Raw genomic sequence first — 13,100 nt, 5'->3', positions numbered from 1 at the left:
CCGTAGCTCCAGTCAGGCGGCAAGGACTCGGGCCGGCATTGTGCCGCCCCGTTCGATCTCGCGCAACAATCCCTTTGGCCCGCTATAGGCGAGCCAGGTGAGTGCGGCGCAACTCAGATAGAAGATAAGGAAGCCCCACAAGGCCGCGTTGGCCGTGCCGGTCAGTTCAAGCGACGAACCATAGGCCTTGGGGATGTAGAAGGCGCCATAGGCCGCGATCGCCGAGGTAAAGCCGATCACCGCCGCGGATTCGCGTTCGGCCTGGAGGCGGCGCTGCGGCTCGGCCAGGCCCGGCTCCGCGCGGTCGATGGCGCCGCGCATGATCGCGGGTACCATCTGGAAGGTGGAGGCATTGCCGACCCCGCTCGCGAAGAACAGCAGCAGCACCATCGCGAAGAAGCCGGTGAAGCTGCCTGTGTCGAGGAACCAGATCATGCCGAGGATCGCGAAGATCTGCACGACGAACACCCAGAAGCTGACGCGCGCGCCGCCGACCCGGTCGGCGAGCCAGCCGGTGCCAGCCCGCGAGAGCGCCCCGACGAGCGGCCCGAAGAAGGCATATTTGAGCGCGTTCACTTCGGGAAAGGCGAGCTTCGAAAGAAGCGGGAAGCCGGCCGACATGCCGATGAACGTCCCGAACGTGCCGGTGTAGAGCCAGCACATCATCCAGGTATGGGCGCGTCCGAAGATGGCTGACTGGTCGGCGAAACTCGCCTTGGCGCTGAGGATGTCGTTCATTCCGAACCAGGCGGCGAGCGTGCCGACGATGATCAACGGGACCCACAGGAATCCGGCATTCTGCATCCACACCTGAGCCCCGTCCGCCGCCACTTGTTCCTGCCCGCCGAGCGCCCCGAACAGGCTCATCGTGATCACGACCGGCACCAGGAACTGCATCACGCTGACGCCCAGATTGCCGAGCCCGGCGTTGAGCGCGAGCGCATTTCCCTTTTCGGCCTTGGGGAAGAAATAACTGATATTGGCCATCGACGAGGCGAAATTGCCGCCGCCTAATCCGCACAGCAAAGCCAGGACGATGAAGATGAGGTAGGGCGTATCCGGATTCTGCACCGCATAGCCGATCCCGAAGGCGGGAATCAGCAGGGAGGCCGTGGAAAGCGTCGTCCACAATCTGCCGCCGAAGACTGGAACCAGGAAGGCGTAGAAGATCCGCAAGGTGGCGCCGGAAAGGCCCGGCAGGGCGGCCAGCCAGAAGAGCTGGTCCGTGGTGAAGTCGAAACCGATCGCCGGCAAGCGCGCGACCACGACGCTCCACACCATCCACACGGCGAAGGCGATCAGAAGGCAATAGGTCGATATCCAAAGGTTCCGCCGGGCGATGGCGCGTCCGCCCGTGCGCCAGAAATCCGGCTCTTCCGGCCGCCAGTCGGCGATCGGGCCGGCGCGCCGCGGCCGCATCTCGATGCCCGGCTCCCCGAAGCCCTGCATCTCGGGAAGCTCCGGGACATTTGCCTGTGTGCCCGCCCGCTCGGCCCCGCGCTCCATGTGGCGGATCGCGACATGCATCCAGGCGAGCGCAACGGTGACCAGGACGAAAAGGAGAACGAAACAGCTCGTCCACACGCCGGTAAGATCATTGAGCGCGCCAAAGGCGAGCGGCAGCACGAAACCGCCGAGGCCGCCGACCATGCCGACGAGTCCGCCCACCGCGCCGACATGGCTCGGGTAGTAAACGGGGATGTGCTTGAAGACCGCGGCCTTGCCGAGGCTCATGAAAAAGCCAAGCACGAAGATGACGACGAGGAACGGGATCAGCCCCATTTGGGTGCTGAAGGTTATCGGCCCGCGTACTCCCTCGATGATGTAGGTGGTAGGCGGATAGGAAAGCATGAAGGTGCACAGCACCGAGATACCGAAGGTCAGATACATCACCGCGCGCGCGCCGTAGCGGTCGGACAGCTTGCCTCCGTAGATGCGGAAGAGGCTGGCCGGCACCGAATAGAAAGCGGCGAGCATGCCGGCCGTCTTCACGTCCAGATGGTAAACGCCCATCAGGTAGCGCGGCAGCCAAAGCGCAAGCGCCACGAAGGCTCCGAAGACGAAGAAATAATAGACCGCGAAGCGCCAGACCTGGATGTTCTTCAGCACCGCGAGCTGACTGCCCATCGCCGCCGCCCGGCGGCCGTCACGACGCCGGGCAAGCTGCTCGGGATCTTCCTTGGTCAGGAGCAGGAAAATGACCGCCATCACGATCAACCCGGCTGCCCAGATCTGCGCGACCGCCTGCCAGCCCATTGCCACCATGACGAAGGGCGCGAGGAACTTCGTAACTGCCGAACCGACATTGCCGGCGCCGAAGATGCCGAGCACCGTGCCCTGCTTGTCGCGCGGATAGAATTTCGAGACATAGGCGACCCCGACCGAGAAGGAGCCGCCGGCGATGCCGACCCCGAGCGCGGCAACCAGGAGCTCGACATAGCTGTCGGCATAGGAGGTCAGGAAGGTCGCGATCGCACCCAGGACCATGACCGCGGCAAAGACGCGGCGCCCGCCGAACTGGTCGGCCCAGACTCCGAGCACGACGCGCGTGAGCGATCCCGTAAGGATCGGAGTGCCGACGAGCAGCCCGAACTGGGTCTCGCTGAGGCCCAGCTCTTCCTTCACGCCCAGACCTATGATCGAGAAGATCGTCCACACCGCGAAGCAGACGGTGAAGGCGATGGTGCTCGTCCACAACGCCTGGCTTGCGCCCTCGGCGGGCCGATCAGCCGTTCCGTTCGTCATCGCCCGCCCCTCCCGTAAACCGCTCCGTGGCCGCTAGAATGTTGGCCGCGATGCCTCGTTGACATGGATCATTCTGGCCAGATCAACCACCCGTGACGTTCATATGTCTCGCGACCGCCGGTGCGCGGGCGGCAATGCTGAAGTCGTGCCTGCGGGGCTTCCCGGCGAGCAAATCGTCGAGGAGTCGCTTCATTTCAGCCTCGCCGCCCTCTCGCAGCGCCTCCCTCAATTCGACCTTCTGGTCGTGACCCAGGCAGCCATAAACGGTGCCGGTCGCCGCGATCCGGATGCGGTTGCAGCCGGCGCAGAAATTCTCCGTCAGCGGGGTTATCAGCCCAAGCCGGACGCCAAGCTCCGTGACATCAAAATAACGCGCGGGACCGCCGCTACGGTGGAGCGAGGGCACCAATGTATATTCTTGCTCCAGCCCGCGCTTCACGGCATCGAGCGGCAGATAATAGGCGCTGCGATCCTCCTCGACCTCGCCAAGCGGCATGGTTTCGATGAGGGTGAGGCCATGGCCTTCACCCGCGCACCACCGCAGCATGTCCTCGATCTCGTCGTCATTAATGCCCTTCAATCCGACCATGTTGATCTTGATCGCGAGGCCCGCTTTGGCGGCGGCCTGGATTCCGGCCAGCACCTGGGTCAGGTCGCCGCGCCGGGTTATGTGTCGGAACCGGGCCGGGTCACGACTGTCGAGGCTGACATTGATGCGCCGTACCCCACCGGCAAACAGATCGGCCGCAAAACGGGCGAGCTGGGTTCCGTTGGTGGTCAGCGTGACTTCGTCGAGCCCCTGCCCGATCCGGGTCCCAAGCGCGTCGACAAGATGGATGATGCCGCGCCGCACCAGCGGCTCGCCGCCGGTGAGCCGGATCCGACGAACGCCGCGCGCGATGAAGATATCGGCAAGGGCGACGATCTCCTCGATCGACAACAGGTCCCGGCGCGGCAGGAACTCCATCTTTTCGGCCATGCAATAGCGGCAGCGAAGGTCGCAGCGATCGGTCACCGACATGCGGACGTAGCTGATATGCCGCCCGAAGCTGTCGATCAGGCCGTCAGAAGCTTGGCTCTGCCTATTATGCATGACAATCTGCTAAGCCTTTACTGCGTCGATCACAAGTCGAGCGGGCAATAAGGAACCGCCGCGGCGGCGGAGTGATCCAGGTCAATGAAAGCCGTCGGCAATCGCCTAGCGCGAAGCGATGACGATCTGGAGGAATAGGTGAGGCCCGAGATACTGGCTCGCTACGGTGCGCGCCAAATACCGCGATATACCAGCTATCCGACGGCCCCGAATTTTACGGCCGCCGTCGGGGAGGGTCAGTATCGCGCGTGGCTCGGCTCGGTCCCGGCCGATGAAAGCCTGTCGCTCTATCTGCATGTCCCATTCTGCCGGGCGATGTGCTGGTATTGCGGCTGTCATACCACCGTAACCGCCCGCGCCCTTCCGGTGGCGCGCTATCTGGACGCCCTCACCAGCGAAATCACCTTGGTCGCCCAGGCATTGCCACATCGCATGACGGCCAGACATCTGCATTTCGGCGGCGGCTCCCCGACGCTGATCCAACCGCCGCAGTTTTTGGGACTCATGCGGCACCTGCGCTTGTGCTTCGATCTTGCCAAGGACGCCGAACTGGCGATCGAGATCGATCCGCGCACGCTCGATCCGGCGCTGACCGCCGCGCTCGCGACGGGCGGAATCAACCGGGCCAGCATCGGCGTCCAGAGCTTCGATCCGCGCGTTCAGGCCGCGATCAACCGTGTCCAGAACTTCGCCGAAACCGCCGATGCGGTGGCGGGGCTTCGCGGACACGGCATTCACGGCATCAATTTCGACCTGATATACGGCCTGCCGCATCAAACGCTCACTTCCTGCTTGGATACCGTGGCGCAGGCGGTGTCGCTAAGGCCGGACCGGCTGTCCGTGTTCGGTTACGCCCATGTCCCGGGTTTCAAGAAGCACCAGCGGAAGATCGAGGAATCGGCCTTGCCGGACCCGGCGGCACGGCTGGAACAGTCGCAGGCGATCGCCGGCGCGCTGGTCGATGCGGGCTATCGCCAGATCGGCCTCGATCATTTCGCCTTGCCCGACGACAGCCTCTCGGCCGCGGCGGCGACGGGCAGGCTGCATCGCAATTTCCAGGGCTATACCACCGACGGCTGCCGCGCGTTGATCGGCTTCGGCGCTTCGTCGATCGGCCGTCTTCCCGGCGGCTATGTGCAGAACAAGGTCCTGATTTCCGATTATCAGGAACAGGTGGCGCAGGGGCACCTCCCGATCGCGCGCGGCTGCGCGGTGAGCGTCGAGGACAATCTGCGCGGGGAGATTATCGAACGCCTGATGTGCGACTATCGGGTCGATCTTGCGGAGATGTGCGCCGACTACGGCGCCGATCCGGTTCGGCTTGCGCAAAGCGCCGGACTTGGGCCGCTGGTCGCCGATGGTCTGATCGCGCTTCGCGGCGACGTCGTGGAGATGGAGGAAACGGCGCGGCCGCTGGTGCGCGCGGTCGCGGCCGCGTTCGACGCCTATCTCGACAACAGCAAAACCCGCCATGCGCTCGCGCTCTGAGGAAGAAGACGGCACGGCTATCGCCAATCGCACCGCTTACCCGCGGGGAAAGCGGGTGTCGCTGATCCCCGCCGACCATGCCTGCGGGCTCTGCCCGGTCCGGCTGCAAACCTTTTGCGGCCTGCTGGAGGCAGAGGATCTCGCCCGATTCAAATATCAAGGCTCGACGGGGCGCCTCAAACCAGGCGAGCCGCTCTTCCATGAAGGGGATGCCGCCGATCTCGTCTACAATTTGACCGCGGGAACATTGAAGCTCTACAAATTGCTGCCCGACGGCCGCCGGCAGATTATCGGCTTCCTGTTACCGGGCGACTTTCTCGGCACGGCGCCCGGCGATCACGCATTCAGCGCCGAAGCGGTCGAGCCGGCCGAATATTGCCGCTTCGCCCGCGCCCGTTTCGACGCGTTTGTCGATACCCATCCCGAGATCGGACGCGAGCTCTATCTTATGGCGGTCCACGAGCTGGCGGCGGCGCGCGAGCAAATGGTGCTGCTCGGACGCAAGACGGCGGCCGAAAGGCTGGCCACCTTCCTGCTCGGCCTGTTCGACCGGGCGCGGGCGCGCAACGCGGATTGGGAAATCGTCCGCCTGCCGATGAGCCGCACCGACATCGCCGATTATCTCGGCCTCACCAAGGAGACGGTGAGCCGCAGCTTCACGGCGTTCAGGACAGCGGGCATGATCCGGCTGCTGCCTGCAGACCGCGTCGAGCTGCTCCAGCGCGGCCCGCTGGAGGAACTCGCGTCGGCCAATGCCGGCTGACCGCCGCGCCGGCGCATTTTCCCGTCGATCATCCGGCGACATGGCTGGGCTGCCCGTGCCCGGACGCAGCACCATGGCTTCCGTCGAGGAATCCGTTCGAGAAATGTGCCGCGGGCAGCAGCGCGGCAAGCGCCTGCGTCGCCGCAGCTCCATCCAGCGCGCCGTCGAGCGCCTGCCGGAACAGTTTAGCCACCGCTACCATGTCACAGCAGTGCGGCGACAGGCGGAACGACGTCACGCCGGCCGCCTGCAATCGGCAGAGATCTGCGAGCAAGCTGCAATAAGTGAAGGAAAGCGTCTGCACGCCGTTGATCGCCAGAAAGTCCTCGTCGTCGAGCGTCTCCACCTTCAGGCCATCTAGATCCTCGCCGCACACGAACTGGCAATTGTCCTTGGCCAGCCCGTGGACGCGCGCATGGTAGCAACGTCCCGAAATGGCGAGCGGCACGCGGCCAAAGGCCCATATTTCCGACTCGACGCCTGCCTGCGCCGCCGCCTGCGCCAAGGTTTGGATCGAGGCGAATGGCAGTTCGGGTGGGAGGCATATGAGGGACGCACCCCGTACCGCCAGCCAAGCGAGCGTCCCTTCATTATAGACATTGACCAGCGGCCCGACAGTGAAGCGCCGGCCGCCGCCGAGATGTACGAGAATGGTGAGGTCGTTGATTTCGATCTCGATATCGCCGGCCGCGACCAGATCGGCGCACATCCGCCGCTCGCGCAGCAGCGTGACCAGGGCAAGGGACGAAAGGATGACCGCCTTGCCGGCCCGCTGCAGCCGCTCGATCGCTTCCGGGATCCGGTCGATATAGAAAGGCAACCGCTTCGAGCAGATCGTCTCGCCCAGGCAGACACGGTCGACCGGCGCTTCGTCGGCGATGCGAGCGTAGAAATCGCTCCATTGGTCGGCCGCCCAGTTGAAGAGCAACGGCCCCAGCGTGATCGTCGCCCCTTTGTGCATGTGCTCGCCTTCCGTCATCGCCAGGTCTTGCGGTAGGCGCCGGCGGTCGTCGTCTGCCCCTCGCTCAGCCGCCGGAGCTGCCCGGTGGGAATGGGCTGCCCGCAGGCGTGGGCGTCGACGGCCCGGCGGAAGCTCGCCACTACGTCGCGTATGTAGGAGCGGCTGCGCTGGCGGCCTTCGATCTTGAGCGCGGTCGCGCCGGCCCCGGCAAGTTGCGGGAGGAGGGCCGCGGCATCCAAGCTTACCGGATCTTCGAAGACATGGCCACGATAACCGCCCGCGGAAAAACATCCTTTGCACAAGGTGGGGTAAGGCGCGGGTTCGTCCTTGGGCACGCGGTCGATGGTGAATGTGCCGAGGCGGGAGACGAGCTCGCCATCCTCCTCGCGATAATGTACGTGGCTCGCCCGCGAGCAGACGCCGTTCATGTTCGGGGATTTACCGGTGGCATAGGAAGAAAGCGAGCAGCGCCCTTCGGTCATGACGCACAGGCCGCCGAACACAAAGACGGTCTCGCAAGCGATTTCGGCATTGATCGCGGCGATCTCGGCGACGGTCAATATGCGTGGCAGCACCACCCGCTTCACCCCGAAATTCTTCACGTAGAAGCGGATGGCGTCGGCATTCGCCGCCGCCGCCTGGACCGACAGATGCCGCCTCAGCTCCGGGTGGCGATCGGCCGCGTAAGCAAGCAGCCCCAGATCCGCGAGGATCACCGCATCGGCGCCAAGCCGCGCGGCATTGTCGATCGCCCGGTGCCACGTCTCAAGAGCGCCCGCGCGGGGAAATGTGTTGATCGCGACCAGCACCCGCGCGCCCTTGACGTGGGCGTAGCGGACCGAATCGGCCAGCTCGTCGCACGAGAAATTGAGGCCAGGAAAGTTGCGTGCATTGGTCTCGTCGCGAAAGCCGCAGTAGACGCTGTCGGCGCCGGCATCGACGGCGACACGCAAGGCGGCGGGCGTTCCGGCGGGACAGACCAGTTCGAGCTTGCCATTGTCCATCATCGATAAAAGCCCGCTCGGTTGAGAAGGCGGGCCGCCGGCGGCAGGAAACGGTGGGCGACTTGCCGGATCGTCCCTCCCGCGGGACCAAGCAGGGCCGCCGCTTCGGCGATCAGGTCGATCTCGGCATCGTCGAGCGCGTTGCGCAGCGCGAGCACCGCCTCAATATCTCCCTCGACGATGATATCGCGCGAAAAGAATAATGCATCGCCATCGACATTGCCCTGAATCATGCCGGCCAGGGCGCCTAGCGAACCGGCGATGCGGGCGTCCCAGGCCCCGGCTCTTTCGCGGCGCCGGGGCTCGATGGTGGGCCAGGTCGGGCGGGGATGGAAGCGGAGGACGAAGGGGAGATCGGTCGGATCGACGAGAAAGAGCTTGTCGGCGTGGGCGCCGAGCCGGTCGAACAGGCCCGGCCGTCGTCGGCCCACGCTACGGGCCATCCGCCGCAGCGCGAAATGCAGCGGGAAAAGCGGCAGGCGCCGTAGGAAGAAATGGGCCGCCACCGGAACCGCATTCATGGTCGTCTGGTCGATCATGGCGGCGGCTTGGCGGGGAAAAAACGCCGCGTCGTTGCGATAGCGCAACGTCGCGAAGCTTTTCCGGCCGCAAGGGAGCGCGTCAGGAGAAACTTAGTGCCCGTCCGCGATCTGCCGCCTTTCCGAAGTCTGCGCGACTTCCTCGATCATGTCGCGGCGGAGGACGATCTCGCCCGCATCGACGCGCCGGTGTCGCTCGTTCATGAAATCACCGAAATCCACCGCCGCGTCCTTGCCGCAGACGGTCCGGCCCTGCGCTTCGAGCGCGCGATTGACGGCTCCGGCCAGGCGGCGCGCATGCCAGTCGTCGTCAACCTGTTCGGCACCTCATGCCGGGTCGCCGCCGGCCTCGGCGTCCGGCCCGATCGGCTCGGTGAGCTTGGCGAGGCGCTCGCCGCGCTGCGCGGCCCGCGGCCGCTGAATGGCGTCCGCGACGCGCTCGATCGTTGGCCGATGCTCAATGCGGCGCTGAAAACGCGCGCGCAGATTGTGGCGTCGCCGCCCGTGCAGGCGGATGTTAGGCGCGACGCCGATGCCGATCTCGCCGCGCTGCCGATCCAGACCTGCTGGCCAAGCGAGCCCGCGCCGCTGGTGACGTGGCCGCTGGTCATCACCCGCCCGCCGGACGCCGCGCCGATGGACGTGACTAGGGTCAATATCGGCGTCTATCGCATGCAGGTCCTGGACCGGAACCGGCTGATCATGCGCTGGCTCGCGCATCGGGGCGGGGCGGCCCATCATCGCGCCTGGGCCGCGCGGGGAAAGGAGATGCCGGTCGCCGTCGCCATCGGCGCCGATCCGGCCACCATGCTCGCCGCCGTGCTGCCCTTACCGGAAAATCTGTCGGAGATGAGCTTTGCCGGCCTGTTGCGCGGCGAGCGGCCCCGCATCGCGCGGGCGGTCAGCGTGCCGCTGCCGGTCCCGGCGGATGCCGAGATCGTGATCGAAGGCTGGATCTCCGCATCCGAAACCGCACCGGAAGGCCCTTATGGCGATCACACTGGCTATTATAACAATGTGGAGGAATTTCCGGTCATGCGGGTCACCGCGATCACCACCCGCCGGAACCCACTCTACGCTTCGACCTTCACCGGCCGGCCGCCGGACGAACCTTCGATCATCGGCGAGGCGCTGAATGCGCTGGCCCTGCCGCTCATCCGGCAGCAAATGCCGGAGATCGTCGATATCTATCTCCCACGCGCCGCCTGCTCCTACCGCATCGCCATCGTCGCCATCGCCAAAAGCTATCCAGGACAGGCGCGGCGGGTGATGGCCGGTTTGTGGGGCATGCTGCCGCAGTTCAACTATACCAAGGCGATCGTCGTCGTGGACGACGATATCGAGATACGCTCCGGCGCGGACGTGTTGTGGGCGGTTTCGACGCGGACCGATCCGTCGCGCGACCTTCTCGTGCTCGATCGGACGCCGATCGACTATCTGGACTTCGCCTCGGCGGAACCCGGCCTCGGCGGCAAGCTGGGCATCGACGCCACCACCAAGATCGGTGCGGAGACGCGCCGCGAATGGGGGCGGCCGCTCGCTATGTCGGCGGAGATATGCACCCGCGTCGACAGGCTTTGGTCGGGACTCAGCCTCGACTTGCCACGGCGAGCCACGGAAGCCGTGCGATGACAGCGCGGGTCGTGGTCGGTATCAGCGGCGCGTCGGGGGCCGCCATCGGCATACGGATCGTCGAGATCCTGGCGGCCCTGGAAGTGGGGATCGACCTCATCGTTTCCGCCGCCGCGGAGCGGACGATCACCGAGGAACTGGGGCCGGATGTCCTCGCCGGACTGGGGAATCTGCCCGCGCGCCGTCACGGCGTTCGCGATATCGGCGCGACGATCGCTTCGGGCTCCACCCCCACCGGCGGCATGATCGTGGCGCCTTGCTCGATGCGCACGCTTTCGGCGATCGCTCATTCGCTTGCCGACAATCTGCTGGTCCGCGCCGCCGACGTGCATCTGAAGGAACGGCGCCCGCTGGTGCTGGTGGCGCGCGAAACGCCGCTTCATCTTGGCCACCTCAGGGCGATGGCGGTGGTCACCGAGATGGGCGCGATCGTGATGCCGCCGGTTCCGGCTTTCTATCTAAAGCCACGTGGAATCGACGAGGTGATCGACCAGATCGCGCGCCGCGCCGTCGACACGTTACGCATCGCGGTGCCGACCGCGTCCGCCTGGCGGCCCGGCAACGCTCAACCGCATTTGGAATAGCCGCAGTCGAGGCAATTGTTGCAGCCTTCTTTCCGGATCAAGGCGGCGGCGCCGCATTGCGGACAGCAAGCGCGCGGAGCGGGCGCATGATCCTCCGGGACAATATCGCCAGTCTCGGCGGCGGGCGCGAGCTGCAGGTGCCGTTCAATTACGCCGCCGATCGCCGCGAGCAGCGACGGCACATATTTGCCCTGCATCCAGGCGCCGCCGCGCGGATCGAATACCGCCTTCAACTCCTCGGGCACGAACGACACGTCGCCGCCGCGCCGGAACACCGCCGAGATCATCCGGGTCAGGCCCAGGGTCCAGGCATAATGTTCCATATTCTTCGAGTTCACGAAAATCTCGAAGGGCCGCCGTTCCTCGCCCTGCTGCACGTCGTTGATCGTCACATAGACGGCGTGGGCGCTGTCCGGCCATTTGAGCTTGTAGGTGGTGCCGTGCAGCGCTTCCGAGCGCGGCGCCAGCGCGGGCTCCTCCGCCTGGACGACCTTTTCGGGCACCTTCAGCACCGATCCGGTCACGGCATTGGGCCGGTAGGTGGTCAGCCCCTTGCAGCCGAGATGATAGCCTTCGATATAGATGTCGGCGAAATCCTCGAAACCGATATCCTCTGGGCAGTTTACCGTCTTGGAGATCGAGCTGTCGATCAGCGCCTGGGCGGCCGCCTGCATGGTGAGATGGTCCGATGGCGACAGTGTCTGGGCGCTGACAAACAGCGCTTCGGGCGGCGCCTCGTCGCCCTTGACCCGCCGCCACGCATGCATCGCATAATCCTCGACCGCCTCCTTGCGGACGCTGCCGTCGGCCTGGCGAATGTGGCGCGTGTAGGAATAAGCGAAAACCGGCTCGATGCCCGAGGAGACGTTACCGGCGAGTAAGGAGGTCGTTCCGGTCGGCGCGACCGAGGTGAGACAACCGTTGCGCAGGCCATGCTCCGCGATCAGCGCGCGGGTTTCCGCATCCAGGCTCATGAGATTGGGCGCGTCGAGCATCGCCGGATCGTAAAGCGGGAACGGGCCCTTTTCCGCCGCCAGCGCCGCCGAGGCTCGATAGGCTTCGCGCTTGATGATTCCCAGCCAGCTCTGAGTCAGCGATACCGCCGGCCGCGAGCCATAGGCCGCGCCGCAGAAAAGAAGCGCGTCGGCGAGGCCAGTGATGCCGAGGCCGATGCGCCTTTTCGCTTTCGCTTCCTCCTCCTGCTGCGGCAGCGGGTAGCGCGAGATGTCGATGACGTTGTCGAGCATTCGCACCGCGGTGCGGGTGAGCTCGCCGAGCAGATTTTCGTCCAGCGCCGCGCCCTCCTCGAATGGATTGTCGACCAGCCGGGCGAGATTGATCGATCCGAGCAGACAGGCCCCGTAAGGCGGCAGCATCTGCTCCCCGCACGGATTGCTGGCGCTGATCTTCTCGCAATGAGCGAGATTGTTCTGCTGGTTGACGCGGTCGACGAAGATCACGCCCGGCTCGGCGCAATCATAAGTCGCGCGCATCAGCCGGTTCCACAGCTCACGCGCCTTGACCGTGCGATAGGTCGTTCCGGCAAAGACGAGCGGCCATTCCCCGTCCGATCCGAGCGCGCTCATGAAGGCATCGGTCACCAGCACCGACAGGTTGAAGTTGCGGAACCGGGCAGCGTCGCGCTTGGCGTCGATAAAGGCTTCGATGTCAGGATGGTCGATCCTGAGGCAGCCCATCATCGCACCGCGGCGCTGGCCGGCGGAATGGACCGTGCGGCACATCGAATCCCAGCAATCCATGAAGCTGAGCGGCCCGGATGCGTCGGCGCCGACGCCGAGCACCGGGCTGCCGTTCGGGCGGATCGTCGAAAAATCCATGCCGACGCCACCGCCCTGCTGCATGGTCAAAGCCGCTTCGCGCAGGTGCTCGAAGATGCCGCTCAGGCTGTCGGGAATCGTCCCCATGACGAAGCAATTGAACAGGGTGACCGATCTGTCGGTGCCCGCGCCGGCCAGGATCCGGCCGGCCGGGATAAACCGAAAGTCGGCTAGCGCCTCCTGGAAGCGGGCGCGCCAATGTTTCCGCACAGGCGGCGCTTCGGCCTGCGCGATCGCCTTCGCGACGCGCGCGGCACTTTCCTCGAAGCTGGCGTCGCCTTTACCCGAAGGGGGAACGAAGCGATATTTTGCGGTCCATATCTCTTCCGCGAGCGGTACGGCAAATTCCATCTCTCTCCCCCTTCTATATGTTGATGGGGCGGATGATTAGCACCTACTACATATGGTAAAGTGATCTATCGCAACGAAGCAAGATGGGCCGCCTATTTTGTG

Annotated in this window: 10 protein-coding genes; 4 read left to right on the top strand and 6 right to left on the bottom strand. The window is 65.2% G+C overall.

Going from position 1 to position 13,100, the window contains the following annotated elements; translation table 11 throughout:
* Positions 1 to 12: 12 nt before the first annotated feature.
* On the bottom strand, positions 13 to 2,745 hold the full coding sequence (locus tag RQX22_RS18095) for a nitrate/nitrite transporter (RefSeq protein WP_315728426.1): 2,733 nt from the start codon (positions 2,743 to 2,745) through the stop codon (positions 13 to 15).
* 82 nt (positions 2,746 to 2,827) lie between these two features.
* Positions 2,828 to 3,838, bottom strand: coding sequence for a GTP 3',8-cyclase MoaA (gene moaA, locus RQX22_RS18090; RefSeq protein ID WP_315728424.1), 1,011 nt, complete (start codon positions 3,836 to 3,838; stop codon positions 2,828 to 2,830).
* 138 nt (positions 3,839 to 3,976) lie between these two features.
* On the opposite strand from moaA, the gene hemN reads away from it, so the two are divergent.
* The gene (hemN, locus tag RQX22_RS18085; RefSeq protein WP_315728422.1) at positions 3,977 to 5,326 is read left to right on the top strand and encodes an oxygen-independent coproporphyrinogen III oxidase; all 1,350 of its coding nucleotides are present in this window, start codon (positions 3,977 to 3,979) and stop codon (positions 5,324 to 5,326) included.
* Positions 5,310 to 6,089, top strand: a complete 780-nt coding sequence (locus tag RQX22_RS18080) for a Crp/Fnr family transcriptional regulator (protein ID WP_315728420.1) — start codon at positions 5,310 to 5,312, stop codon at positions 6,087 to 6,089. Before hemN ends, RQX22_RS18080 begins: the two co-directional genes overlap by 17 nt.
* Positions 6,090 to 6,117: 28 nt before the next feature.
* Here RQX22_RS18080 and ubiV read toward each other — a convergent pair whose 3' ends face one another.
* Genes ubiV through ubiT form a run of 3 tightly spaced genes read right to left on the bottom strand, consistent with a single transcriptional unit; the run spans position 6,118 to position 8,593 of the window.
* Complete coding sequence (gene ubiV / locus RQX22_RS18075; protein ID WP_315728419.1) at positions 6,118 to 7,050, bottom strand: ubiquinone anaerobic biosynthesis protein UbiV; 933 nt, start codon at positions 7,048 to 7,050, stop codon at positions 6,118 to 6,120.
* A gap of 14 nt (positions 7,051 to 7,064) precedes the next feature.
* Positions 7,065 to 8,057, bottom strand: a complete 993-nt coding sequence (gene ubiU / locus RQX22_RS18070; protein WP_315728417.1) for a ubiquinone anaerobic biosynthesis protein UbiU — start codon at positions 8,055 to 8,057, stop codon at positions 7,065 to 7,067.
* Positions 8,054 to 8,593 carry a ubiquinone anaerobic biosynthesis accessory factor UbiT gene (gene ubiT / locus RQX22_RS18065; RefSeq protein WP_315728415.1) on the bottom strand — a complete coding sequence of 180 codons (540 nt, stop codon included), beginning with the start codon at positions 8,591 to 8,593 and terminating at the stop codon, positions 8,054 to 8,056. Before ubiT ends, ubiU begins: the two co-directional genes overlap by 4 nt.
* 96 nt (positions 8,594 to 8,689) lie before the next feature.
* On the opposite strand from ubiT, the gene RQX22_RS18060 reads away from it, so the two are divergent.
* Together RQX22_RS18060 and RQX22_RS18055 are read left to right on the top strand one after the other, a co-directional pair.
* The gene (locus RQX22_RS18060; protein ID WP_315728413.1) at positions 8,690 to 10,225 is read left to right on the top strand and encodes a UbiD family decarboxylase; all 1,536 of its coding nucleotides are present in this window, start codon (positions 8,690 to 8,692) and stop codon (positions 10,223 to 10,225) included.
* Positions 10,222 to 10,809, top strand: a complete 588-nt coding sequence (locus RQX22_RS18055) for a UbiX family flavin prenyltransferase (protein WP_315728411.1) — start codon at positions 10,222 to 10,224, stop codon at positions 10,807 to 10,809. Before RQX22_RS18060 ends, RQX22_RS18055 begins: the two co-directional genes overlap by 4 nt.
* Here the strand turns inward: RQX22_RS18055 and RQX22_RS18050 are convergent.
* Positions 10,791 to 12,998 (bottom strand): adenosylcobalamin-dependent ribonucleoside-diphosphate reductase, encoded by a 2,208-nt coding sequence (locus RQX22_RS18050; protein WP_315728408.1) that lies wholly within the window; start codon positions 12,996 to 12,998, stop codon positions 10,791 to 10,793. The genes RQX22_RS18055 and RQX22_RS18050 overlap by 19 nt on opposite strands.
* Between the last annotated feature and the right edge of the window lie 102 nt (positions 12,999 to 13,100).

This window comes from Sphingosinicella rhizophila (genome assembly GCF_032378825.1).
GTDB lineage: Bacteria > Pseudomonadota > Alphaproteobacteria > Sphingomonadales > Sphingomonadaceae > Allosphingosinicella > Allosphingosinicella rhizophila.
The sequence above is the reverse complement of the archived record's forward strand: the minus strand, read 5'-3'. Positions and strand labels throughout refer to the sequence as shown.

Coding starts and splice junctions, on each gene's coding strand:
- ubiT (WP_315728415.1), bottom strand. CDS start 8,593: ATGATCGACCAGACGACCATGAATGCGGTTCCGGTGGCGGCCCATTTC.
- moaA (WP_315728424.1), bottom strand. CDS start 3,838: ATGCATAATAGGCAGAGCCAAGCTTCTGACGGCCTGATCGACAGCTTC.
- RQX22_RS18055 (WP_315728411.1), top strand. CDS start 10,222: ATGACAGCGCGGGTCGTGGTCGGTATCAGCGGCGCGTCGGGGGCCGCC.
- RQX22_RS18050 (WP_315728408.1), bottom strand. CDS start 12,998: ATGGAATTTGCCGTACCGCTCGCGGAAGAGATATGGACCGCAAAATAT.
- RQX22_RS18080 (WP_315728420.1), top strand. CDS start 5,310: ATGCGCTCGCGCTCTGAGGAAGAAGACGGCACGGCTATCGCCAATCGC.
- RQX22_RS18095 (WP_315728426.1), bottom strand. CDS start 2,745: ATGACGAACGGAACGGCTGATCGGCCCGCCGAGGGCGCAAGCCAGGCG.
- ubiU (WP_315728417.1), bottom strand. CDS start 8,057: ATGATGGACAATGGCAAGCTCGAACTGGTCTGTCCCGCCGGAACGCCC.
- ubiV (WP_315728419.1), bottom strand. CDS start 7,050: ATGCACAAAGGGGCGACGATCACGCTGGGGCCGTTGCTCTTCAACTGG.